The following is a 23332-nucleotide window of genomic DNA, read 5'->3' on the forward strand; positions in this document are numbered from 1 at the left end:
TTTGGTTTATCCACCTGTTAGTTGTTGCCGGCAATGGCATCATAAAAAAGCAGCTGGTTTTTTGAGATGATCTTATCACCGGCTTGCAAACCTGATGATATATAGGTGGTGTCTTCAACGGTTTTGATAACCGCTACCTGGCGCACCTTCAAATCGTCTTTATTGTTATAAACCACTACAAAGTTTTTGCTATTGTCATAAACAACGGCTTTAGCTGGTATAGCAACCGACTGCGCTTTTTCGCTGTTGGCTATTACCACACTGGTGAACATCTCCGGCTTAAGCAGCATGCCATCGTTAGGTAGTACTATTTTGATTTTCAATACCTTGTTGTCCGGATCGAGTACAGAGCTCACTGCATCAACCTTGCCGGTAAATACCTTATCCGGATAAGCGATAGTGGTAACCTTCGCGGTATAACCAACTTTAACACGGCTAATGTCTGATTCAAACACGTTTGCCCAAATCCAAACATCTTTCATGTTGGAAATGGTGAACATGCTGTTATTATTATCCGGACGGATATAGCCGCCTGCCGTAATATTTTTTTCGACCACGAAACCACTTTCAGGCGCTTTGATCACCAATGTACCGCCGGGGCTGGTATTACCGCCGCCGTTGATTGCAATCTGCTCTTTTACTTTGTTGTAGGCGGCTTCGGCTTTGTTGAAATTTTCTTTAGCCTCGGTATAATCGCGCTCGCTTGAGATGCCGTTTTTGTAGAGGTATTCGGCCTGTTCAAGCTGGCGTTTGTAAATAGCAAGGTCGGATTTTGACGAGCTAAGGTCGGTATAATTACCTGCAACATCGGCGCTGCGTACAATGGCGAGGGTTTGGCCTTTGCTCACTTTATCGCCCAGCGAAACTTTTACATCTAACACCTGCCCGCTTGAAAAAGGGAATACTTTAACAACAGTGTTGTCATCATATGATACCTCGCCCGAAAGTGTAAGCTCATTTTTTATGGTAGCGATTTTGGCAGTATCGATTGTGATAATTTTAGCCATCGAATCACTCACAGTTACCTGTTTGTTTTCAACAGCGGGAGGTGTCTTGCCTTTGCAAGCGGCAAGTAGTAGCAAAGCTGAGATGCCGGAAAACAGCGTTTCTCTTTTCATCATAGTAAGTCTTAAAAGTTTAGTCAGGATTTTATTACGGTTGTGCCAACGGCAAAATTGAGGTCGGCAATTGCTTTTTGCAGGTTGAATTGCTGTTGCAATATTTTTAATTTGGTGTCCTTATAGGTGTCAAAAAAGTCTACAAACTCCACAAGGCTTATCTGGCGCTGCTGGAAGCTCTTGAGCATTGCGCCAAACAGTTTGTCGTACTGCTCATTAAAGGCGATTTGCTGGGTTGAGAACAACTGCACGTTTAGCTTATATTGATTAACAGCAGCAACTACATCATTTTTAAGCTGGAATTCATTTTGTTTCAGGGTGCTCTCCTGGCTTTTGATATTGTATTGTGCCGACTTGATATTGCCCTGGTTGCGGTTAAACAACGGTATCGGAAAACCAACTTGTAAGCCATAGTAATGACGGGCATAACTACTGTTTTGATCGTATGATACACCTAAAGTTACGTCAGGCACGGCAAGGGCTTTTTGATAAGCAAGATTATGGGTAGCCGAATTTAATTGATACTGGTTCGATAAATAATCGGGCCTGTTGGTCATGGCTTGGCTAATGAGCGATTGCACATCAAGATCAACGGTTTCAACCGGCTTATCATTTATGACAGGCTGTACAAATGTGGTTTCCTTGGTTTGGAGTAATGTTTTAAGCTCTGTTTGCAGATCATTGATCTGGCGGTTATTTTCAACCATGTCATTTTGCAAACCGAACAATAGAGCTTTCAGGCGGATGAGGTCCTTCATGGAGGTATTACCTACATCAAATGATTTTTGAATAGCATTAACCAGTTCAGTGGCTGATTTAATTTCGTTTTGATAAACTAATTGCTGTGCATTCAAGGAGCCCAACTGGCTAAAATCAAGCTGCAGATTATAACGCAGGTTACGCATCAAGTCATTAAAGGCGGCTTCCTGAACTTTAGCATCGTCTTCGGCTACCTTTACCTGTTTGCCGCGTTTGCCGGCAGTGGCAAACACTTGGTTTAACTGGACAAATATTTGTCCGCCTCCGTTTGAGTGGTTAAAAAAATTATTGGTGCTGCCGTCATGGATATTCTGATCGGTGCTTAGGGTTGGGTTATCCCATAGTTTAGCTTGTTGAATGAGCGCCTTTGAGGCATCAACATTATACTTTTGGGCAAGCAGGCTCAGGTTATTTTCAATGAACTGTTTTTCAGCATCAGGGAAAGTGATCTTTAACGTATCTGTTTGTGCTTCGGCCTTTTGTGTTAATAAACTAAAAAATAACGGTGATATAAATAGCAGGGATTTTATAGTACGCATGTTTCCTTCTTCAATTCTACAGTACAAAATTTCAAAACGGTTATGAATTTTGTATGAAGTGAAAGAAAACTAATGGTAGGGAGGGGAACTGTCTGAACTCGAATTAAACGAATTGAAGAATTTATTGAACTCTATATTCTGGCAATTCAATAAATTCTTCAAATTCCGGTTCAGACAAAATCAAGAAATCTTCAAATCCTATGAATCAGGGTTCTTTCAGATATTTATTTCAAAATCATCCGCATCTTTCAAAAAAGGTAGTGCACGGCGCACTTTTTCAACCTCATCACCTATGATACTGAAAGTGTAAAGGTCTTCTTCATCACGTTTATAATAAACTACCTTACCGTTAGGATCGATACAGGTGGAATCGCCGCTGTGATAAACCTCGTTTCCATCGTGGCCTACTCGGTTAACTGCTATCACGTACGACTGGTTTTCAACCGCACGGGCAGGTATCAGGGTACGCCAGTGTGCAGCCCTGCGCTCGGGCCAGTTAGCAACCACGATGAGCAGATCGTAAGGATTAGCTTCTATATTACGCAGCCACACCGGGAAACGCAGGTCATAACAGATTACCGGGCAAATTTTCCAGCCGTTAAGTTCAACGAAAAGCTTTTTGGTGCCGGCGGTGTAGGTATTGTGTTCCTGGCCAAGTGCAAAGAGGTGGCGTTTGTCGTAATGTTCATGGCTGCCGTCAGGGCGCATCCAGATTAACCGGTTGTAGTACTTGCCGCCCTCTTTAATAATGATGGTCCCGGTTATCACACAATCATATTGTTTGGCTGTTTTTTCCATCCATTGCATGGTTTTGCCATTCATAGGCTCAGCCAATTCGGCGGCGTTCATGGTAAAACCCGTACTGAACATCTCGGGCAGTATGATGAGATCTGTTTTTTCGCGGATCCCTCCCGATAACCTGAGGGTAATATTCTGAAGATTTTTATCGGTATTTTCCCAAAAAAGGTAGCCTTGAAAAACAGTAATTTTAAGATTCTCCATAATATTTGGTTCATAGTTGATGGATCATGGATCACGGCAAAAAACGCATGATGATTGATTGATCCATACGGATAAAACTTATACAATTGGCTATGATCCATGAACTATGGACCATGATCCAAAATCAAACTTATGATCTGGCTATTATCCATAAACTATGGATCATTAACCAAAAATTAAACTCGAATTAACCTATCAACGGCTTTATCTAAAGTTTCTTGCCTTTTGGCGAAACAAAACCTTAACACATGGTGATCAATCCCCTTGCTGTAAAAGGCCGAAACAGGTATGGACGCTACCCCAAACTCCTTTGCCACACGGATAGAAAAGTCGGCATCTTTTTCGTCGGTAATAGCGCGGTAACTTACTGACTGAAAGTATGATCCTGAACATGGCAAAAGCTTGAAACGGCTTTGTTCAAGGCCTTTTCTGAAGTGGTCGCGTTTTTCCCTGAAAAATTCGGCCAGGCCAAGATAAGTTTCTTCGTTTTTTAAATGCTCGGCGATGGCATACTGAATAGGAGTGTTTACGGCGAATACCAAAAACTGGTGGATTTTCCTGAATTCATTCATCAAATAAGCAGGCGCCATGCAATAACCCACCTTCCAGCCGGTGGCATGAAAAGGCTTGCCAAATGATGCTACGATGAAGCTGCGCTGCTGCAGATCAGGGTAGCGGGCCATGCTGTGGTGGGTTTCGCCATCATAGATCAGGTGTTCATATACCTCATCGCTAAGGATCAGGATATCCTGGTTTTTTACCAGTGCGCTCAACTCGTCAATATCCTCCTTATGCAAAATAGTTGCCGTAGGGTTATGAGGCGAGTTAAGGATGATCATTTTTGTTTTTTGGTTGATAAGCCGCTTAACCATGTCCCATGCAATGCGGTAATTAGGCGGCTCAAGGGCAAGCGATTTTACAACACCGCCCATCAGTTTTATGGCAGGGGCATAGCAATCAAAAGCCGGCTCGAATATGATCACCTCATCGTTGGGGTGAATTACAGCACTTATAGCTGTAAAAATGGCCTGTGTACCACCGGCAGTGATGGTGATCTCTGTTTCGGGGTTATAAACCGCGCCGTAAAGCTTTTCGGTTTTTTCGGCGATACGCTCTCTTAAAGCCATGACACCAGCCATGGGCGCGTATTGATTATGCCCTTCTTTCATGGCTTTATTTACAAGCTCAATCAGGTCGGGCGAACAGTCGTAATCAGGAAAACCCTGCGACAGATTTATTGCACCCAGTTCGTTGGCCAGGGCCGACATAATGGTGAATATGGTAGTTCCGGTTTGGGGTAATTTTGAAACAACAGGTATCATCAATGGCTAAAGTAGGGAAAAATCATTATGAACGTATCCCCATAACCGGGTATTTTTTGTATTTGGAAATATTTTAATTTAAAGGTTTAAACATATTGCTGTGCCATGATTTTTAGGATTAGAAGATTATTCTGATACTATATAGAGGAGATTATAGGTCTTTACCCTACATTACGTGGCATCAGCGTAATCCTAAAATCCTCTAAATCATGGTTCAAGCAATATACTATCCGTAATCTTTGCAATATCGTAGCTGATCTTATTGATAAAGCCCAATTGCTCTTTCAACAAAGCATCTTCGGCCTGGGCTACCGGCTTCAGGGCTTCCGGGTTAACAGGGGGGATTTTACCTATATTAAATTCAATATTTTCAGCATGCAGTTTTTGACCGGTATCGTTCAAAACGGTTATACTTTTTTTGATGAGCTTCATGGCTTCAGGGTGTGCAACCGGGATTTCCTTTTTGCTTTGTGCTGATGCAATGGTAGCGATGTATGAGGAAAGGATATGATTAAGCACCACAAATTTATGTACATCCTTAATTTTGCGCTGTTTGCTTTTAGGTTCTGATGTCATGCGCTCAAATGCGGCCGAAAGGTTGGCCGATTTTACATAAACCTCTTTTCGCGCCAGCTTGTAAGTTGTAATGCTGATCATTTTGCCCGAAATGCTTTCGGCGATGGTAACCAGGTAATTGATGTTGGCTACAATGACGTCCCGAAGGGTTTCCTGGATCTGTTCAAACTCCCAGGTTGGGAAAATGAGGTAGCTGGCTACCAGGGCAATGGTTGAGCCAATAATAGTATCGATGATCCTTTCCTGCGCCACATTTAACAGTCCCACACCTAAAAACTTGAATAGGATAAGCACATACGGGGTCATGAAAATTACGCTCACTACATAATTAAGGCGTTGAAAGCTGTAGGCACCCATCATAAAAATCACCAGGAAAATAAACTGCGCAGTAAGATTAGGGATGAAGGTAAGTATGGCTATACCTATAACACCACCGCCAATGGTGCCTATTAAACGCTGGTAGTTACGCTGTTTTGAAAGACTAAACCCGGGCTTCAATATTACAATGATGGTAAGCAGTACCCAATAGCTGTGATGGCCTAATGAAACCAATTTAGCCGTGATAAAGCCTACCAAACATACCAATGCTACACGCAGGGCATGTTTGAATGCGCCGGATGCCAGCGTAAAGTTGTCGAAAAAAATATGCGGTGCAAAATCCTGGTGGGTAACAAAAGCCGAATACTCCACATCACCTTTGGGCTCATTTAATGATTCGGCGGCTTTTGAGCTGTAGTACTTGTAAATATTGTTGATCCCCTCGCTAAGTGAACGCAGGTTTACCAGCACCTTTTTAAGCACCAGATTGCTGGTTTCCTGGTTGTTTTTTCCGATGGAGTCGATCTTTACTTTTAGCTTCTCCAACTCAATTGTAAAATCGGTAAGATGGCGGCGGCGTGTGTTGGATAATATAATATAGGCTATATCGTCAAGCTCATCGGCCATATTATGGATAATACGGGCTATTTCGGTTAGTACGCCGGTGTCTTTAAATTTTTCGCGAATGTGGTTGTAATCATAGTGCGTGGCCATGATCTGTTCGTAAATATCAACAAGGTCCACAAAGGTGAGTACCAGGATCCTGCTTGGTGCCGTTGATTCGCGGGCCATGATGCGGCTTTTAAAAAGCAGTTCGCGCACAGCATCCTGGTGCTGGCTCACCTGGATCTGTTTGGAAACCAGCTTGCGGTAGTTTTCGTCAATATCGGTATCCGACAAATAAAAATCGGCTTTGATGCGTAAAAAACGTGCTATATCGGTCACATTTTCGCCAAGGGCCTGCTGTGCCGCGCGGTAAGGGCGGATACCGAAAAACAACAAGCTGAAGATCATATACCAAACACCGCCTGCTAAGATAGTCGCGCTGTAACCCAATACCTCGGGAGCTGCCAATGCCTTATCCATCATAAAGACCATGATCAATAATGATGAAGTACCTACGGATGCTGCCCTGTTGCCATAAACCGTAAACATGGAAAACAAAAAAGCGAAGAAGGTGATCTCGAAGCCAAGGGTAAATACATTGAGCCGCGCAAACCCGGTAATAGCGGCAACCAAAAATAAACACAGGTTGCCGGCCGCCATAGCATTACGCTTGTGCGATACCGGGCCGGGAGTATCTATAACGCAGATACACAATGCGCCCAGTGAAAGTGTGAGGCCCAGATCAAATTTATCAAACTGCATTAGCAGGAGGGAGGGCAGTAAAATACCTATACAAATGCGGATCCCATCAGAAAAATATTGACTGTAAAAGAAACTTTTTATCTCCCTGATGTTTATAGACATGATAGCAGTAGCTTTGTAAATAACAGAACTATTATAAGCAATTTTGTTTGTTCGGCCCGTTTTATTAAATATAATTTAATGGCCCAAAAAGACGTTGCAAATTTACATAATTTTAATTTATGTATCTGTTTTTGATAAAAATGGCATTAATTGAAGATTTGTGTTAATAAATATTTACTTTTCGATGAAATTAAATTAAAGATCAGTAAATTCACCCCCCGGAAAAGGCCAAAAGCTAAACCAATCAATTTTACCTCAATTTAATTTTTTACTATGTCGCCAACGTTAAAACTCAGCCAAAGAGAAGCAGCCTTCAATAACGAGGTTGTTACCCGATTTGAGTTATATAACAGTTTGTTTCAAACACTTCCGTTTTACCAGGTAAAGGATACAGGGATCTTATTACCGTTTTTTAGTTCACATTGTGAGAAAGGCGCTATCACCCATGATTCGCCGACAGATATTATCGAGTCGTTTTTTGAAAAGTATGTACCGGATATCGATCATCGCGAGCAGATTAACCGCATGTTCAGGTTTATTCAGTACATTGAACGGCAGGTGGTTTTATTTGACGCCATTGAAGATTCGTCATTTAATAAAATAGGTAAGTTTGATGACAGTGGTACCCTGCAAAGCCTGTTGCAGCAAGCAGCCATCAGTGATGAAAGCCGGCAGGATATCAGTGAAAAATTAAAAGATTTTTCGTTGCGCCTGGTGCTTACCGCTCACCCTACGCAGTTTTATCCCGGTACGGTGCTGGGCATCATGACGGATTTAATTGAAGCTGTAAAAACCAACGACATCAATAATATTGATGTATTGCTGCAGCAATTAGGTAAAACACCATTCTTTAATAAAACATCGCCAACGCCGGTTGATGAGGCTATCAGCCTTTCCTGGTTCCTGGAAAATATATTTTATCATGCCGTATCTGGGATCCAGTCAAAACTGGAAGAGGAGTTTGATATTGACGCTGCAAGCCGTCAGATACTGGAGCTTGGTTTTTGGCCGGGTGGCGACCGTGACGGTAACCCCAACGTAACTACCCAAACCACTAAAGAAGTTGCCAGCTTTTTAAGGCAGCGCCTGTTCAGGTGTTACTACCGGGATTTCAGGGTACTTAAACGCCGAATTACTTTCCGCGGTGTTGAGGGGGCCATGACTAAACTGGAAACGCTGTTTTACAAAAACGCTAATGAACAGTTAACCCCGGTTGATCTTCAAGGCGAACTACTGGAGTTGCTGCTTTCTATAAAAGAAGTTATCCTTCGGGATCACGATGGTTTGTTCGTGAATATTGTTGAGGATATGATCCAGAAGGTACGCCTTTTTGGATGCTATTTTGCAACACTTGATATCAGGCAGGACAGCCGTATTTTACGTAAGGTGTTTGATTACGGAACCAAAAATATTGACACAGGTGTAGCGGAAGGTTATTCGGAACTAAGCGAGGAAGATAAAATAAAGAGCATCACCTTTAAAGAGGCCGATTTTGTTTGCCCTAAAGAGGAAAAAGATGCTATGATCCACGATACACTGGATACGATCAGGTTGGTTAAGCAAATTCAACAGGGTAATGGTGAAAGGGCGTGCCAGCGCTTTATTATCAGTAACTGTCAGCGCGCTTCGGATATTTTGCAGTTGATTAACCTGTTTTTATGGAGCGGGTGGAAAAAAGACAGCTTAAGCATCGATTTTATGCCGCTGTTTGAAACCGTGAACGATCTGGAACATGCTGCAGGCATCATGGAACAATTATATACCCATCCGTTTTATGCCGAGCACCTGAAAAACAGGGGTAGCCAGCAAACTATTATGCTTGGCTTTTCGGATAGTACTAAGGACGGCGGTTACCTGATGGCTAACTGGTCGATATATAAAGCTAAAGTTGAGCTTACCGCGATGGCCCGCAAATACGGCATCCAACTGGCGTTTTTTGATGGCAGGGGAGGGCCGCCGGCACGCGGTGGTGGTAAAACACACCGTTTCTATGCATCGATGGGTAAAGAGATTGCTAACGAGCATATCCAGTTAACTATACAGGGGCAAACCGTTAGTTCGCAATATGGTTCGGTTGAAACGGCCCAATTTAATATGGAACAGCTGATCAATGCAGGTATTATTTCAGCATTGCACCCCAACCGTAACGATCTGCTTGATAACCGTCACAAGGAACTCATTCAGCAAATGGCCGACGTGAGCTACAAGCTGTTTATCGATCTGCGCGCACATCCGCTGTTTGTTGAATACCTTGAAAAATTCAGTCCGCTGAAATTATTGTCGAGGATTAATATTAGCAGTCGTCCAACCAAGCGTAATGCTGGGGCCCAATTAAAACTGGAAGATCTTAGGGCCATCAGCTTTGTAACTTCATGGAGCCAGTTAAAGCAAAGCATCCCCGGCTTTTACGGCGTAGGTACTGCGCTTAAACAGGTTAAAGAAACTGGCGGCTGGGACGAGATTAAAGAGCTTTATCAAACATCAGGCTTCTTTAAAACTATGCTGGATAACTGTATGATGTCGATGTCGAAGTCGGACTTTAGGGTTACAGCGTACCTGGAACAGGATGAAAAATTTGGCACCTTCTGGAAAATGCTTCGCGATGAGTTTATTCTTACCCGCGAAATGCTTCTTGAACTAACCGGCAGCACCGTACTGATGGAAGAATACCCGGTTGAGCGCCGTTCTATCGCTATTCGCGAAAAAATAGTGTTACCGTTGGTGATCATTCAGCATTACGCCCTGCAATGTATCAATTATGAAAAGGATACCGAGCTTAATGATGTTTATAACAAGCTGGTGATCCGTACGGTTTACGGTATTGTAAATGCCGGGCGCAATTTGGCTTAAGAGTTTATTGTTTTAATTTATATCCCCATCCACCTGTTAGCAATAGCAGGTGGATTTTTTTGATTTAATTATATGATCATGATGGGCTGTGTTAAAAACTTTTTCAAAGGTTTTAACTTTTGATCTGAAAAGCCTCTGTCCTCAACTTAAAGAAAAAACCGGGAGCCATTATAAAATTAAAAGCAGAATACGTAAAGCTTAAAACTAACAGGTTGGTTATCCGTGTTTGTTCAATTGCTTTATATGCAAAAAAAAAGACCGCATCATTTGTATTTGATGCAGCCTCATTTGTATTTAGGGGAAAGGAATTTTATTTCAATTCGAGTGTTACGATTGATTTTGCAGGCAGACTTACTACCAGTTTGTCACCGTCTTTTTTAGCGCCGGTAAAAGCGTTAAGGTGAATTTTGTTGGCATCTTTAAATGTATTAATATCTGTTAATTTAGCCGAAGTTAATACCTGGCCGCTAACGGTTTGCCATTTTATATCGCTAAGGCTGGTTGTAATAGTAATGGTATTGTGCGGATCAAGGTTAACTAATGAGATGTGTACCTTGCCGGCCGCATCCTGCGAAGCAGATGCATTTACAGCTTCAATTTTTTTGCCGTCAACTTCGTAATCAGGTACGCTCAACTTAATGGGCAGATATTTGGCATCCTGGTGTACTTTATACATATCAAATACATGGTAGGTAGGCGTAAGCACCATTTTTTCTTTATCAGTTAATATCAACGCCTGCAGCACGTTGATGGCTTGTGCAAGTGCAGCCATTCTAACACGGTCGCTATGGTTATTGAATATATTAAGCGTTGTGCCTGCTATTAAAGCATCGCGCAAGCTATTTTGTTGATACAGAACACCCCAGTTGCCGGGTTCCGGATCGGTCCAGATGCCCCATTCGTCAACAACGAGGGCCACTTTTTTATCCGGGTCATATTTATCCATAATGGCCGAATGTTTGGTAACCAGTTCCTCCATTTTAAGGCAGTTTACCATAGTGCTGAAGTATTCTTTTTCGTCAAAGTTAGTTGCCGAACCTTTTTTGCCCCAATTACCTGTTGGTATGGTATAATAATGCAACGATAAACCTGCCATCATACCGCTCGAGATGTTTTTCATGCAAACCTCCGTCCAGCGGTAATCATCTGCATTCGGTCCGCTGGCTATTTTATTTAATTTGGCGCCGGGGTAATCTTTAGCGAATGAAGCGTATCGTTTAAAAAGGTCGGAGTAATATTCAGGTGTCATATTGCCGCCGCAACCCCAGCTTTCGTTACCTACGCCCCAAAATGTTACTTTATAAGGAGCCGGATGCCCATTCTTTTTGCGTTCCTGTACTACCGTGCTGCTGCTGTTTGAATTAAGATATTCTATCCATTTCGACATTTCGTCAACCGTGCCGCTGCCCACGTTACCGGCAATATAAGGCTCACAACCCAGTAAATCACAAAGTTCCAAAAACTCATGCGTACCAAAGCTATTATCTTCGGTAACACCGCCCCAATTGGTATTTACCATGCGTGGGCGTGCGGTAGCCGGACCAATACCATCGCGCCAGTGATATTCGTCGGCAAAGCAGCCGCCGGGCCAGCGCAGGTTAGGAATCTTTATCTTTTTAAGGGCATCAACAATATCAAGCCTGATGCGGTCCTGTTTTTTTACAGGGAGGGTTTTATCAACCCAAAAGCCTCCATAAATGCCACGGCCAAGGTGTTCGGCAAACTGGCCGTAAATGTGCTTGCTAATGGTTGTTTTTGAATCGGTACTGATATTAAGTGTACCTGTTTGCCCGAAGGATGCCGAGCTCAATAAGGACAAAGCGATAACGCCGAGGTGTAAAAACGGGTTCTTTTTCATTGAAACTTAGGATTTAACTAATTGTGCAGTAAAGAAAAGAAAAAAAATGAGAATAAGTGTTAAAAGAACAATAAAAAATATTAACCATGATTAGCTTGATTAAAGGATTACCTTGAATTATAAGCATAATTGAATAAAACCGGTGGTTAGCCTTTAAGAAAAGTATTATCAGGGAATCCTTTAATCAAGCTAATCAAGGTTCCTCATAAATTTTTCAAATTCCTCGCTGCTATAATCTGCCGCGCCGGAGTGCTTATAAATAAGCATGCCCTCTTTATCAAATACGAGAGTAGTAGGGATAGTGCCATCCAGTAAAGTGCCGGGTACATTGCTCATTTGTATATATAAAGGTAGGTCGTAGTTGTTTTTAAGCATAAAAGCTTTGGCTTTGGGCAGGTCGTTATCTACATCAACCAAAAGAAAGGCTACTTTTGGATCGTTCCTGAATTTTTTGTAGAGTTCATTTACCTTAGGCATTTCTGCGATGCAGGGAGGGCACCAGGTAGCCCAATAGTTTATAAATACCACTTTAGATTTTAAGGTGCCTAACGATATGGTATTACCGCCTGCATCTTTAAACTGGATATCCGGTACATTGGCAATATTTTCGTGATGCTTAGCGTACCCCCCGGGATCGGGCTGGAAAAAACCCAGCGACATCAATCCCCTGATCAGATAGCCTTTTGCATTTGGATTAAAAATTATCAACAACGCCAATGCCATAATGAGGATGCTGAAAATATTTGAAACCGGGATCTTTTTTCGTTGGATCATGAAGTAATATTTAAGTGCTTGTAAATCCTTTGCTGCTTCGCACCTTTGCATGAAATTAATTTAATGTGGTAATTTTTCTCTGAGCAAGCCATAAACCCATGTCCCCACAATAGCGCTTAAAAGCGTAACTGAAGTAACCAAAAAGCCGCTTCCAATCTGCGCAAACAGCGGGCCGGGGCAGGCACCTGTAATTGCCCAGCCTAAGCCAAATATCAGCCCGCCATATACATTGCCCCAGCTAAATTTTTTGTCGGGAATAACAATAGCATCGCCGGTAAGGGTTTTGATCTTAAAACGTTTAATGATCATAACAGAGATCATCCCTACAATAATAGCACTGCCAATGATACCATACATATGAAACGATTGCAGTCTGAACATTTCCTGGATCCTGAACCACGATATCACTTCTGATTTCACCAGCACTATGCCAAAAAGGAGGCCTGCAAACAGGTATTTGATATTGCGCATATTATAAATGTAATAGGTAGGGTAAAATAAACCAGCTCATGATGAAACCGCCTGCCATAAAACAGCAGGTAGCCACCAGCGATGGCCATTGCAGGTTCGAGATTCCCATGATGGCGTGGCCGGATGTGCAGCCGTTGGCATACCTGGTGCCAAAGCCCACTAAAAAGCCGCCTGTCACCATAAAAATAAAACCCCTTAAGGTAAGCAGTTCACCAAAACTGAAGATATCCTTTGGTAATAAACCATTAAAATCTTTAACTCCCTGTTGTTGCAGCAATGCATGGGTTTGCGGATTGATATTAACCGGATGATTAGCAGAAAGATATTGTGCAGCCAGAAAGCCGCCCAAAACAATGCCGGCAACAAAAAACACGTTCCAGCTTTCCTTTTTCCAATCATACTTAAAAAAGGAAATATTAGCCGGAATGCATGCCGCGCAGATATGCCTCAGTGATGATGAGATACCAAAAGTTTTATTTCCGATAATAAGCAGGGCAGGTACAACAAGGCCTATCAGCGGGCCGGCTACATACCAGGGCCAGGGTTGGGTTATCAGATCCATAGTTTACGGGTTAATACCCGCAAATATATCTAATGTAGATTGGCAAAATCCTAATTAGGCTGGCGTTTAATTGTGATTGATACAATTTTACTTTTTATTTGTTTTAACAATATTGTTACATATATTTACTGGCAATTATATACCCTGACAAAATTTCTTTTGGTGAAGAAGCTTATAGCGATACTTTTATTAAACGTACATCTGTTCAATTTGGGCGGATACAGTTTAGTATTTGAGTATTTTATTCACCGGTCCGAAGTACAAATTGTTAAGCAGATCTATGAAAATAAGGTTGACGCTACCAAACTTGTAGAGATCAAGATTCCTGTACATCTTCCCAAAATTCACAGTTGGAGTGGCTATGTCCATGATCAGGGGCAACTGCAATTAAAAGGTGTTTACTACAATTACCTGCGTTATAAGGTTACGCAGGATACCATGTCATTTATTTGTATAGCCAATAGTGTTAAAACCCGTTTGGTTAATGCAAACCTCATTATTGCTAAAGAAATAAGCGATGTGCCTTTAAGTAAAAAGGGGCATGATTCATCGCAAAAAAAGATAAACGCCGGGGGCGAATACAGCTTCCAGGTTATGCATTACCAATTCTTATCTTACGGAAGGACATTAAAGGTAAAACCACGCCCTATAGCCTACCATGTAAATTCACCCTTCATCGAGTCGCCCGGCAAACCGCCAAACTCTGCCTGCTGATTATTGCCTGTAAATTATGAGTTAAATTGATTTTTGTGCCTGCTCTTAAGGACACAAAGCTTTTTTTATCATTTTGTTGTTTGAACCTGCACAACAACTGTGCTGTTAATTTTAGGTACAACAGTTTCGTTTACAGCTTTGATCATGCTTCTTAATGCTGATGTATTATCAACAAATCGGTGGTTAAGCGATTTCAGTTGATAATGTTGATCCGGCTTTTGTTTTACCATTTTTTTATACCCTTTATTTAAACGTAATGAAATTTATGTCGCTGTATTTTTACAGATGTTGTATTGTAGTTTCTTTTTTAATGGCTGTTGCACAATGTGCCAAAGCCCAAACCGATGCTGACGCATTGATGATCCCTAAAAATTATTTTTGTGCTGCCGCAGTATACACCCATGGGAGTTGGGACCACTACTGGGAGGGTACCTTTAAAAGGGATAATCCAAATTTGGGCACTGTAAGTACCAATGTTTACAGTCTGGGTGGAAATTATGGTCTTTCAAACCGGATCAACCTGCTATTTATGGTGCCTTACGTAACCACCAACGCCTCTGCGGGTACTTTAAGGGGCGAAAAGTCATTTCAGGACCTTATGGTTTCATTTAAATGGATGGCGGTAAAAGAAGAGATAGGCCGCGGTTTATTCAGCGTTCATGCAATTGCTACAGGTAGTTTGCCGTTAGCCAATTATGAGGCCGATTATTTACCCCTATCTGTAGGTTTACATAGTAAAAGTGTAGCGCTCCGTGCGTTGCTTAACTATCAAACAGGCAGATTCTTTGTGGCAGGCTCAGGTCAGTACATTCGCCGCGATAATATTACTATCGATAGAAATTCATACTACACTACCGAAATGCATTACACCAATGAGGTGCAGTTACCAAACGCTACCAACTTTATGTTTAGCAGCGGCTACCGCAGCCTCAAATTTAATGCCGAGGCCACTTTTACAAAGATTACAAGCACAAGCGGCTTTGATATCCGTAAAAACGATATGCCTTTTCCAAGTAACCGCATGAATAGCACAGCTGTTGGTCTAATATTGAAATACAGTTTCCAGTCTGTCAGCGGACTTGAGTTTACTGCAGGCGGTAACTATGTTTTAAACGGACGTAATGTAGGCCAAACCCGGTCGGGATTTGCAGGTGTGTACTATGTGTTTAGCACCAAAAAGGAGAAGTAATAACAGGTTGGACAATCAATGATCAATGAAATGAAAAAAACTATACTTAATATATTTACAATCACAGCTTTGGCGGCGGTAACCTTTAGCTCATGCCGAAAGGATATTTTAGACCGTACTTCGCTGTATCCCGCACTTAAACCCTCAAATCTTGACCTTACTGCCGATACCTGGAACCCCGTGCTTGTTAAAGATTTTAGTGTGTTGAACGTAGGCGCGCCTGATGCTGTTACATCACCGGCCTATGTAGCCGATCTGAACGAGATCAAAGGATTACAGAAAAATCTAACCAGTGATCAGCAGTCAAAGATCCAATATTGGAGCGCGGGCTCTGTATTAAGATGGAATGAGATTTTGCGCGAACTGGTAGCCAAACATAATATACCGCCATACCAAAACCCTGATGGTACTTATCCGGCTCCAAGTTCTACCAATCCTTTTAATTACCCTGAATTTCCGTTTTCAAACCCGCCTTATGCTGCACGTGCCTACGCTTATGTAAGTGCTGCACAATATGATGCGCTGATAGCTGCATGGCATTTCAAAAACGTTTATAAACGTACAGCACCATATAAAAATGACTCGGGTGTTAAAGCACTGATCCCGGCATCCGAACTGCCCTCGTACCCAAGCGAGGACGCGGTAGTATCTGGTGCGACATCTGAGATCATGAAATTATTATTCCCTGCGGATGTAGCCTATATACAACAAAAGGTTGATGAAGAAAGATTATACAGGATGGCATCAGGAGCTAATACCCGTGGCGAATTTGCTGCCGGCGAATCGTTAGGCAGGCAGGTAGCCGCCATATTTGCTACCCGCGCCCGTAATGACGGTGCAGGCAAGGCCGGCGGTTCTCCTGCTATCTGGAAAAACTTTGAAACCATCACCGCTGCAAAAGGCGAGCAATTTTGGGTGAGCCTGGAAACCCCCAAAAGGCCACCAATGCTGCCGTTGTTTTCAAAAGTTACGCCTTTCTTGTTCGATTCAACTACTGTAGCTGCAATCAGGCCCCCGGCTCCGTACGCAACAAATTCGGCCGAATTTAAAAAAGAAACAGAAGAAGTATTGTCATTCAGTAAAGACCATAGCCGCGATCATGAAGAGCTGGTTGCTTTCTGGGCCGATGGTGCCGGTACTTATACGCCTACAGGTCACTGGAATGCTATTGCAGCTGATGAATTTGTAAAACAAAATTACAGCGAAGTACGCTGGGCTCGTAACTTTGCCTTGTTAAACATGGCCGAAATGGATGCTGCTATTGTATGCTGGGATACCAAATATTTTTACTTTAACCAGCGTCCGTCGCAAGCCAATCCAAATATCAAAACCTTAACCGGGGTGCCAAACTTCCCGGCTTATACATCAGGCCACTCTAACTTTAGCGGTGCGGCTGCTACTGTGCTAACCTATTTGCTGCCTGATAGGGGGAGTAAATTTACCGATATGGCGCATGCGGCGGCTATGTCGAGGTTGTATGGGGCTATTCATTATCGTAGCGACTGCGAAGTTGGTTTGGTAACCGGAAATAAAGTTGGCCAGTACGCAGTTAACAGAGGGAAGGCTGATAGGGCAGACGCAAAATAACAGGATGTTGAATTGAGGACGAATAAACAATGCGCAGCTTAACAAACGATCAGAAAATATATCACACGCTTCGCCTGGCTGTAGTTATGTGCTTTATAGGGCACGGTTGCTTTGGTATTATTACCAAACAAATCTGGTGTAACTACTTTGGTGTTTTCGGTATCGGTAAAGAAATGGCCTATACACTGATGCCTTATGTAGGTACCGTGGATATATTAATGGGCATTTCTATGCTGGTTTATCCAACCCGTGCCATAGCTGCATGGCTGGTGGTTTGGGGACTGGCTACTGCATCTATGCGCCCACTGTCGGGCGAACCTTTTGCCGAGTTCATTGAACGTGCCGGCAACTATGGTGCACCGTTTGCTTTACTGTTGGTACAGGGAGGGTTCCCATTAGGTAAAAAACAATGGTTTGCCCATATGGATGATAATGTTAGTATCAATGCCGAAACCCTGGCTAAAGTTATTACCTGGTTAAGGGTATTTGCATTTTTGCTGCTAATAGGCCATGGCTGGCTCAACCTTATCCAAAAGCAAGGTTTATTAAGTCAATACCATACGCTTGGTTTTGCTGAACCGGCTAAAACGGCTCAGTTTGTTGGCTTGTTTGAAGTGCTGGCTGCGTTAACAGTGCTTATTCGTCCTTTTAAAAATATACTCCTCGTTTTTATTATATGGAAAATATCCAGCGAGCTCTTTTATCCAAAATACGAAATGTTTGAGTGGATAGAACGCGGCGGCAGCTACGGTGTATTGCTGGCCTTATGGTTTGCGGTTAAAAAAGCACCGGCTGGTTATATTCTCTGGCCTTTTAAACATACATCATATTTAAGAGTAAGCTAAATCATCAAAACATAAAAAAGTTTATTGAACAGGTTGAAAAATCGCCCTGCTTTGTAAATATATTAACTAAACAATTGCAAATGCACACAAATACTTTTAATAATACTATGAAAAAACTGGTACTGAAATTTATTGGCGTTACAACGGTCATCATATTTGCAACTTTTGCAAAGGCAAATGCGCAAGGCTGCGTTGCCATCAGGAGCACAGGCGGCTTATGCACTATGGATGAACATCCTGATAGTGTTTCCAACAATGGCAGCTGGTTGTTAAACAGCAATAACCGTTACTTTCGCTCATATAAACACTTCGTTGGTACCAAAGAGCAAAAACAACGAATTCAACAAGGAACTAATGTAATTAATCATTCATATACACAGGATCTTACTTTAACCCGCATATTTAATAACCGTTGGTCGTTTGCTGTTGATTTACCTATAGTTGATAACAGCCGCTCATCATTATATGAGCATGGAGGTAAGGAGCGTTTGGAAACACATTCCTTTGGTTTGGGCGATGTACGTTTAACCGCTTACGCCTGGTTGCTAAACCCAGCAAAGGCCCGCCGCGGAAATATCCAGGTTGGTTTGGGTTTAAAACTGCCAACCGGAAACTACAACTATCAGGATTATTTTTATCATACAGCTGCCAACGATGGCAAAACGCTTGGACCGGTTGATCAATCCATTCAGTTGGGTGACGGCGGAACCGGTATCACCACCGAGATCAATACCTATTACAATTTTACACACAGCTTTGGTCTGTATGGCGGCTTTTACTACCTGATTAGTCCAAGGGAGCAAAATGGTGTATCATCGGCCCGTGGCGGTACACCAAGTGCCAAAGCGGTTGCTAACGGCAGCGATGTTATGAGCGTGCCCGACCAGGTAATGATCCGCGGCGGTGCAAGCTACGGCGTCAGCAAGTTTGATTTTTCAGCCGGTATACGTTACGAATGCCTGCCGGTGCATGACCTGGTAGGGGGCAGTAATGGCTTCCGCAGGCCTGGATATATCATCTCTGCCGAGCCTGGCGTTACCTATCGTGTTAAATCATTTTCAATTTATGCTTTTGTACCTGTAGCCTTAAAACGCGACCGTACGCAAAGCGTACCGGATAAAATTACAACCCGCTTAACAGGAACTTATGCCCAGGGTGATGCTGCATTTGCAGATTATGCCATTAACGTGGGGGTAACTTTTAGAATTAAATAGAAAATTGGTTTTGTTGATTTTAAAGTCGGGATTGAGACCCCGACTTTATTTAACCACTGCTTAAGGTGCAATTACATTTAAACAACATATTATGAAACATACTTTACAATTTCTTTTTTGCACGGCGACGTGCCTGCTGCTTACCTATACCGGTGTACACGCGCAAGGCTGCGTTGCCATTAAAGGAGATGGCCCGTTCAGTAACATGGAACATACTACGCAGGACACTTCATACAAAGGTTGGGAGCTCACCGCTTCATGGCGCTATTTTAAATCGTTTCGCCACTTTAAGGGCAGCGACGAGCAGAAGCAGCGCCTGGTGATAGGTAACGAGGTGATCAACCATCAGCATACTTTTGATCTAAATCTTACCCGTAATTTTAACCAGTATTGGTCAGTATCTGTTGGTGTACCTTATCTTGTTAATACCCGCTCTTCATTATATGAGCACGGCGGTAAAGAGCGCCATAATTCATACTCGCAGGGTATTGGCGATGCCCGCATCGTTGTTAACAGGTGGTTGTTTGATAGCCGTAAAACCAGGGGAAATATCCAGGTTGGTTTAGGTATCAAGTTGCCTACCGGCGATTTTAATTATAAATCACATTTTTACAATGTCATCCCTTCCGAGCGCCCTGTTGATCAATCCATCCAGTTAGGCGATGGTGGCCTGGGCATCATTGCCGAAGCAAACGGTTACCTGGGTTTTGGCAGCGGCTTTAGCGGGTATACTAACTTGTACTATATGAGTAATCCGCGCAATACCAACGGCACCCGCACTTATCGTGAAACTTTGAGCTCATCACTGGCCAACGAAGCTATTTCAAGTGTGCCCGATCAGTATCTGGCTCGTTTAGGTGTTAATTATACCATAGCGCATGTGTTTACCATATCTGCAGGTGGCCGTATTGAAGGGATCCCTGTTCATGACCTGATAGGTAAAAGCGATGCTTTCCGCCGTCCGGGTTATATCATTTCTGCAGAGCCTGCCCTGAGCTATGCATTTAAAAGGGTAAATATCTTTGCCAGCGTGCCCATCGCCCTGAAACGCGACCGCACACAAAGTGTTACTGATAAAGAAAACTCGATAGCCACCGGTAAATACGTTATCGGCGACGCGGCATTTGCCGATTATGCTATCAATTTTGGTGTGTCGTTTAAATTTTGAGATTATATATACTACTTAGTTGATTTGGTGAAGCCGGGAGTGAGATCCCCGGCTTTTTTATTTAAAACTAATTTTTCCGAATTAAATTCTCTTCGGCAGACAGCATTCGTGTAAAATTATTTTTTATGGATACTTTTTTACTTAAAAACAATAGTTTTACGTTCATGAACACTCCCGAAGAAAACTTTGCAGCGCTGGGTTTAAATCTGCCGCCTGCACCAAAGCCGCTTGGCGTTTATAAACCATGTTTAGTTGATGGTAAATATTTATACCTGTCGGGCCATGGTCCGGTACAGGATGATGCTTCGCTGATTATTGGCCGCATTGGTGAAACAGTAAGCCAGGAAGATGGCAAGCTTGCTGCACAACAGGTTGGTTTAACTATGCTCGCTACCATTAAAGCCAACATCGGCAGTTTTAATAAAATTAAACGTGTTATAAAAGTGCTGGGTATGGTTAACTGTACACCCGAATTTGAAAAGCACCCATTCATCATAAATGGCGCAAGCGAACTTTTTGCCAAAATTTGGGGCGAGGAGAACGGCATAGGCGTACGCAGCGCGGTGGGTATGGGCTCATTACCTGATAATATCCCCGTTGAAATTGAAGCGCTGTTTGAATTAGAATAAAATCTACAATTTCCATTCTGGAGAGACGCATAATTGCGTCTCCCGCTTGCAGAGGCACCATAAGGGCGGCTCTGGATGTTCGAAGACGCAATTATGCGTCTTTACATGAAAAAATATTAAACCCATGACGCCCAACTGGTATAATATACAGGATGTTGATAAGCTGGATACCCCGGCAATGGTTGTTTATCCCGACAGGGTTAAAACAAACATTATTAGGCTCACCGACATGATCGGTGATGTTGCCCGTTTGCGCCCACATGTTAAAACCTATAAAAATGCTGAGGTTACTGGTTTGCTGCTGGAAGCCGGCATCCGTAAGTTCAAATGCGCCACCATTGCTGAGGCCGAACTGCTGGCCATAAACAAGGCCCCCGATGTTTTGCTGGCTTACCAACCCCTGGGGCCTAAACTGCACCGTTTCATCAGGCTGATCCATGCTTATCCGCACACGCGTTTTTCGTGTTTGGTTGATAACTCCACATCGGCAAAAGAGATTTCTGACGAAGCGGTAAGATTTAATGCCAATATCGACGTATACCTGGATTTGAACGTAGGCATGAACCGCACCGGTATAACGCCTGGTTTTGAAGCCCTTCAGCTTTATATGGACTGCGGCGTACTGCCGGGCATTAACCCCGTGGGTTTGCATGCCTATGATGGCCACATCCATGATGTAGACCTGCAGAAACGGGCCGAACGCTGTAATTTTGCGTTTGATCCTGTGCTTAAATTGCAGCAAACTATAAAAAGTAAAGGTTACCCCGAACCGGTTATCGTAGCAGGAGGCTCACCAACTTTTCCTATCCATGCCAAACGTAATTATGTTGAATGCAGCCCGGGTACGTTTGTTTACTGGGATAAAGGTTACCAGGTGGGAATGCCTGAGCAGGACTTTTTACCTGCAGCATTGATTGTTACCCGGGTGATTTCCCTGCCCGGCCCAACAAAGCTTTGTCTGGATGTGGGGCATAAGTCGATATCGGCTGAAAACGAATTAAGCAAACGTATTTATTTTTTAAATGCGCAGGAGCTTTACCCGGTGAGCCAAAGCGAAGAACATTTGGTGGTTGAGGCAGGCGATAATCATCAATATCAAATAGGCGATGTGCTTTACGGCATTCCGCACCATGTTTGCCCTACGGTTGCGTTGTATGAGCGCGTTTATACTATCGAAAACGAAAATGTTACCGGTGAGTGGCTTAACAAGGCCCGCGACCGCAAAATTACCATCTAAATACCCCTGATACCATGTTTGTTATAGATGCCCATTTAGATTTAAGCATGAACGCCCTGGAGTGGAACCGCGACCTTACGCGCCCGCTTGCTGAAGTAAACCAACGCGAAGAAGGCTTAACCGATAAGCCAGATCGTGCCAACGCTGTTGTTACCTTGCCCGAATTGCGTAAAGGGAATATTGGCCTGGTAGTAGCTACCCAGATAGGGCGTTATGTAGCGCCGGATAATCCGTTGCCCGGCTGGCATTCGCCCGAGCAGGCCTGGGCACAAACCCAGGGACAAGTAGCCTGGTACAGGGCTATGGAAGATGCAGGCGAAATGGTGCAGGTGAATGATCTGCCGTCGCTTGAAAAACACCTGGAACTTTGGAATGATGGTACCCCGGCAGAAAAAAAGCCGGTGGGGTATATTTTAAGTTTGGAAGGTGCCGATTCGATAGTGACGGTTCAGCATTTGGAACGGGCTTATAATTATGGCTTGCGGGCTGTTGGTCCGGCGCATTATGGCCCCGGCAGATATGCTCAGGGTACTGATGCTACCGGCTATATGGGGCCTAAAGGTCATGAGTTGCTTAAAGAAATGGAGCGGCTGAATATCATTTTAGATGCTACCCATCTCTGCGATGACAGTTTTTGGGAAGCACTTGATCATTTTAACGGGCACGTTTGGGCAAGTCATAACAATTGCCGGGCACTGGTAAATCATAACCGCCAGTACAGCGATGAGATGATCAAAGCCCTTATCGACCGCGGCGCAGTGATCGGCGCCGCCCTTGATGCCTGGATGATGGTGCCCGGATGGGTAAGGGGTGTATCTACCCCAAAAGGAATGAACTGTAATATGGAAGTTATGGTTGATCATATCGATCATATTTGCCAGATTGCCGGTAATGCCCTGCACGTAGGTATGGGTACTGATTTGGATGGCGCTTTCGGACGTGAGCAATGCCCTTATGACCTTGAAACCATTGCCGATCTGCAAAAAGTGCCCGATCTGTTAAAGAGACGCGGTTATACTGATGAGGATATTCAAAATATGATGCACGGCAACTGGCTCAGGTTTTTAAGGAATGCATGGGCGTAAATCAGTTGGCAGTTTTTAGTTTGCAGTGGGCTGTACAGCATGTTA

20 protein-coding genes are annotated in these 23332 nt (G+C 43.2%); 10 read left to right on the forward strand and 10 right to left on the reverse strand.

Annotated features, from left to right (window positions below; all coding sequences use genetic code 11):
* Nucleotides 1-17: 17 nt before the first annotated feature.
* The 5 genes from ABID99_RS07835 to ABID99_RS07855 form a co-directional block, all read right to left on the reverse strand.
* Entirely contained in the window at nt 18-1121 is a 1104-nt protein-coding gene (locus ABID99_RS07835) for an efflux RND transporter periplasmic adaptor subunit (protein WP_229701564.1), read from the reverse strand.
* Nucleotides 1122-1141: 20 nt separating this feature from the next.
* The gene (locus ABID99_RS07840; RefSeq protein WP_373613361.1) at nt 1142-2416 is read right to left on the reverse strand and encodes a TolC family protein; all 1275 of its coding nucleotides are present in this window, start codon (nt 2414-2416) and stop codon (nt 1142-1144) included.
* 216 nt (nt 2417-2632) lie between these two features.
* Nucleotides 2633-3418 carry an amidohydrolase gene (locus ABID99_RS07845; protein WP_354483842.1) on the reverse strand — a complete coding sequence of 262 codons (786 nt, stop codon included), beginning with the start codon at nt 3416-3418 and terminating at the stop codon, nt 2633-2635.
* 176 nt (nt 3419-3594) lie between these two features.
* Nucleotides 3595-4740, reverse strand: a complete 1146-nt coding sequence (locus tag ABID99_RS07850) for a methionine aminotransferase (protein ID WP_373613362.1) — start codon at nt 4738-4740, stop codon at nt 3595-3597.
* Between the two features lie 207 nt (nt 4741-4947).
* Nucleotides 4948-7104: an FUSC family membrane protein gene (locus tag ABID99_RS07855; RefSeq protein ID WP_373613363.1), complete on the reverse strand. Its 2157-nt coding sequence runs from the start codon at nt 7102-7104 to the stop codon at nt 4948-4950.
* 273 nt (nt 7105-7377) lie between these two features.
* Here ABID99_RS07855 and ABID99_RS07860 point away from each other — a divergent pair, with 273 nt between their 5' ends.
* Nucleotides 7378-9954, forward strand: coding sequence for a phosphoenolpyruvate carboxylase (locus ABID99_RS07860; protein ID WP_373613364.1), 2577 nt, complete (start codon nt 7378-7380; stop codon nt 9952-9954).
* 310 nt (nt 9955-10264) lie between these two features.
* On the opposite strand, the gene ABID99_RS07865 is transcribed toward ABID99_RS07860, so the two are convergent.
* The 4 genes from ABID99_RS07865 to ABID99_RS07880 form a co-directional block, all read right to left on the reverse strand.
* The gene (locus ABID99_RS07865; RefSeq protein WP_373613365.1) at nt 10265-11812 is read right to left on the reverse strand and encodes an alpha-N-arabinofuranosidase; all 1548 of its coding nucleotides are present in this window, start codon (nt 11810-11812) and stop codon (nt 10265-10267) included.
* Nucleotides 11813-12001: 189 nt separating this feature from the next.
* Nucleotides 12002-12586, reverse strand: coding sequence for a TlpA family protein disulfide reductase (locus tag ABID99_RS07870; RefSeq protein WP_373613366.1), 585 nt, complete (start codon nt 12584-12586; stop codon nt 12002-12004).
* A gap of 60 nt (nt 12587-12646) precedes the next feature.
* Nucleotides 12647-13057 (reverse strand): DUF6691 family protein, encoded by a 411-nt coding sequence (locus ABID99_RS07875; protein ID WP_373613367.1) that lies wholly within the window; start codon nt 13055-13057, stop codon nt 12647-12649.
* A 1-nt stretch (nt 13058) separates the two neighbouring features.
* Nucleotides 13059-13619 carry a YeeE/YedE family protein gene (locus ABID99_RS07880; RefSeq protein WP_373613368.1) on the reverse strand — a complete coding sequence of 187 codons (561 nt, stop codon included), beginning with the start codon at nt 13617-13619 and terminating at the stop codon, nt 13059-13061.
* Nucleotides 13620-13781: 162 nt separating this feature from the next.
* Between ABID99_RS07880 and ABID99_RS07885 the strand changes: the two genes are divergently transcribed.
* Complete coding sequence (locus ABID99_RS07885) at nt 13782-14333, forward strand: hypothetical protein (protein ID WP_373613369.1); 552 nt, start codon at nt 13782-13784, stop codon at nt 14331-14333.
* Nucleotides 14334-14401: 68 nt separating this feature from the next.
* Here ABID99_RS07885 and ABID99_RS07890 read toward each other — a convergent pair whose 3' ends face one another.
* Entirely contained in the window at nt 14402-14563 is a 162-nt protein-coding gene (locus ABID99_RS07890; protein ID WP_373613370.1) for a hypothetical protein, read from the reverse strand.
* A gap of 26 nt (nt 14564-14589) precedes the next feature.
* On the opposite strand from ABID99_RS07890, the gene ABID99_RS07895 reads away from it, so the two are divergent.
* The 8 genes from ABID99_RS07895 to ABID99_RS07930 all read left to right on the forward strand — a co-directional run bounded on the left by ABID99_RS07895 (nt 14590) and on the right by ABID99_RS07930 (nt 23287).
* Nucleotides 14590-15522 carry a transporter gene (locus ABID99_RS07895; protein WP_373613371.1) on the forward strand — a complete coding sequence of 311 codons (933 nt, stop codon included), beginning with the start codon at nt 14590-14592 and terminating at the stop codon, nt 15520-15522.
* Nucleotides 15523-15552: 30 nt separating this feature from the next.
* On the forward strand, nt 15553-17109 hold the full coding sequence (locus tag ABID99_RS07900) for a phosphatase PAP2 family protein (RefSeq protein ID WP_188832627.1): 1557 nt from the start codon (nt 15553-15555) through the stop codon (nt 17107-17109).
* A gap of 29 nt (nt 17110-17138) precedes the next feature.
* Nucleotides 17139-17954 (forward strand): hypothetical protein, encoded by an 816-nt coding sequence (locus ABID99_RS07905; protein WP_373613372.1) that lies wholly within the window; start codon nt 17139-17141, stop codon nt 17952-17954.
* 107 nt (nt 17955-18061) lie between these two features.
* Nucleotides 18062-19168 (forward strand): hypothetical protein, encoded by a 1107-nt coding sequence (locus ABID99_RS07910; RefSeq protein WP_188832625.1) that lies wholly within the window; start codon nt 18062-18064, stop codon nt 19166-19168.
* Nucleotides 19169-19259: 91 nt separating this feature from the next.
* A complete protein-coding gene (locus tag ABID99_RS07915) occupies nt 19260-20336 on the forward strand; it encodes a hypothetical protein (protein ID WP_188832624.1) in 1077 nt (358 codons plus the stop codon).
* Nucleotides 20337-20461: 125 nt separating this feature from the next.
* Nucleotides 20462-20965 carry a RidA family protein gene (locus ABID99_RS07920; RefSeq protein ID WP_223266270.1) on the forward strand — a complete coding sequence of 168 codons (504 nt, stop codon included), beginning with the start codon at nt 20462-20464 and terminating at the stop codon, nt 20963-20965.
* A 124-nt stretch (nt 20966-21089) separates the two neighbouring features.
* The gene (locus tag ABID99_RS07925) at nt 21090-22202 is read left to right on the forward strand and encodes a D-TA family PLP-dependent enzyme (RefSeq protein WP_176627501.1); all 1113 of its coding nucleotides are present in this window, start codon (nt 21090-21092) and stop codon (nt 22200-22202) included.
* Nucleotides 22203-22216: 14 nt separating this feature from the next.
* Nucleotides 22217-23287 carry a dipeptidase gene (locus ABID99_RS07930; protein ID WP_176627500.1) on the forward strand — a complete coding sequence of 357 codons (1071 nt, stop codon included), beginning with the start codon at nt 22217-22219 and terminating at the stop codon, nt 23285-23287.
* Nucleotides 23288-23332 lie beyond the last annotated feature (45 nt).

Origin of the sequence: Mucilaginibacter sp. OAE612 (assembly GCF_041806395.1) — a bacterium.
GTDB classification, from domain to species: domain Bacteria; phylum Bacteroidota; class Bacteroidia; order Sphingobacteriales; family Sphingobacteriaceae; genus Mucilaginibacter; species Mucilaginibacter rubeus.

Coding starts and splice junctions, on each gene's coding strand:
- ABID99_RS07915 (WP_188832624.1), top strand. CDS start 19,260: ATGAAACATACTTTACAATTTCTTTTTTGCACGGCGACGTGCCTGCTG.
- ABID99_RS07895 (WP_373613371.1), top strand. CDS start 14,590: ATGAAATTTATGTCGCTGTATTTTTACAGATGTTGTATTGTAGTTTCT.
- ABID99_RS07850 (WP_373613362.1), bottom strand. CDS start 4,740: ATGATACCTGTTGTTTCAAAATTACCCCAAACCGGAACTACCATATTC.
- ABID99_RS07865 (WP_373613365.1), bottom strand. CDS start 11,812: ATGAAAAAGAACCCGTTTTTACACCTCGGCGTTATCGCTTTGTCCTTA.
- ABID99_RS07905 (WP_373613372.1), top strand. CDS start 17,139: ATGCGCAGCTTAACAAACGATCAGAAAATATATCACACGCTTCGCCTG.
- ABID99_RS07875 (WP_373613367.1), bottom strand. CDS start 13,057: ATGCGCAATATCAAATACCTGTTTGCAGGCCTCCTTTTTGGCATAGTG.
- ABID99_RS07835 (WP_229701564.1), bottom strand. CDS start 1,121: ATGATGAAAAGAGAAACGCTGTTTTCCGGCATCTCAGCTTTGCTACTA.
- ABID99_RS07910 (WP_188832625.1), top strand. CDS start 18,062: ATGAAAAAACTGGTACTGAAATTTATTGGCGTTACAACGGTCATCATA.
- ABID99_RS07860 (WP_373613364.1), top strand. CDS start 7,378: ATGTCGCCAACGTTAAAACTCAGCCAAAGAGAAGCAGCCTTCAATAAC.
- ABID99_RS07845 (WP_354483842.1), bottom strand. CDS start 3,418: ATGGAGAATCTTAAAATTACTGTTTTTCAAGGCTACCTTTTTTGGGAA.
- ABID99_RS07840 (WP_373613361.1), bottom strand. CDS start 2,416: ATGCGTACTATAAAATCCCTGCTATTTATATCACCGTTATTTTTTAGT.
- ABID99_RS07855 (WP_373613363.1), bottom strand. CDS start 7,104: ATGTCTATAAACATCAGGGAGATAAAAAGTTTCTTTTACAGTCAATAT.
- ABID99_RS07870 (WP_373613366.1), bottom strand. CDS start 12,586: ATGATCCAACGAAAAAAGATCCCGGTTTCAAATATTTTCAGCATCCTC.
- ABID99_RS07930 (WP_176627500.1), top strand. CDS start 22,217: ATGTTTGTTATAGATGCCCATTTAGATTTAAGCATGAACGCCCTGGAG.
- ABID99_RS07900 (WP_188832627.1), top strand. CDS start 15,553: ATGAAAAAAACTATACTTAATATATTTACAATCACAGCTTTGGCGGCG.
- ABID99_RS07880 (WP_373613368.1), bottom strand. CDS start 13,619: ATGGATCTGATAACCCAACCCTGGCCCTGGTATGTAGCCGGCCCGCTG.
- ABID99_RS07890 (WP_373613370.1), bottom strand. CDS start 14,563: ATGGTAAAACAAAAGCCGGATCAACATTATCAACTGAAATCGCTTAAC.
- ABID99_RS07920 (WP_223266270.1), top strand. CDS start 20,462: ATGGATACTTTTTTACTTAAAAACAATAGTTTTACGTTCATGAACACT.
- ABID99_RS07925 (WP_176627501.1), top strand. CDS start 21,090: ATGACGCCCAACTGGTATAATATACAGGATGTTGATAAGCTGGATACC.